The sequence below is a fragment of the uncultured Brachybacterium sp. genome, from assembly GCF_947500705.1.
Lineage (GTDB): Bacteria > Actinomycetota > Actinomycetes > Actinomycetales > Dermabacteraceae > Brachybacterium.
The window spans coordinates 1-239 of sequence record NZ_CANMSY010000036.1; the positions used below are offsets into that span (position 1 = coordinate 1).

Sequence of the window (239 nt, forward strand, 5' to 3'; positions counted from 1 at the left end):
ATCGCGATGAGCAGCACCCCGGATAGAACTCCGATGAGTCGGCGATGGCGGGCAAGTGCCCTGCTCACACCCATCGCCCTGTCAAGTAGCAGGGCGCTGAGGACGAAGGGGATGCCCAGTCCCAGCGAGTACGCCAGGGCCAGTGTCGCGCCTCGAGCTGCCGAACCTCCGTCGGCGCCGGCGTCGAGGGATAGCGCGATGATCGCGGCGTAGGTAGGGCCGATGCAGGGTGTCCAGCT

General features: G+C 66.9%; 1 protein-coding gene. It reads right to left on the bottom strand.

What is annotated here, in order from left to right:
• A partial coding sequence (locus Q0937_RS17955; RefSeq protein WP_299306381.1) for a cytochrome c biogenesis protein CcdA occupies positions 1–239 on the bottom strand: 239 nt, incomplete at both ends.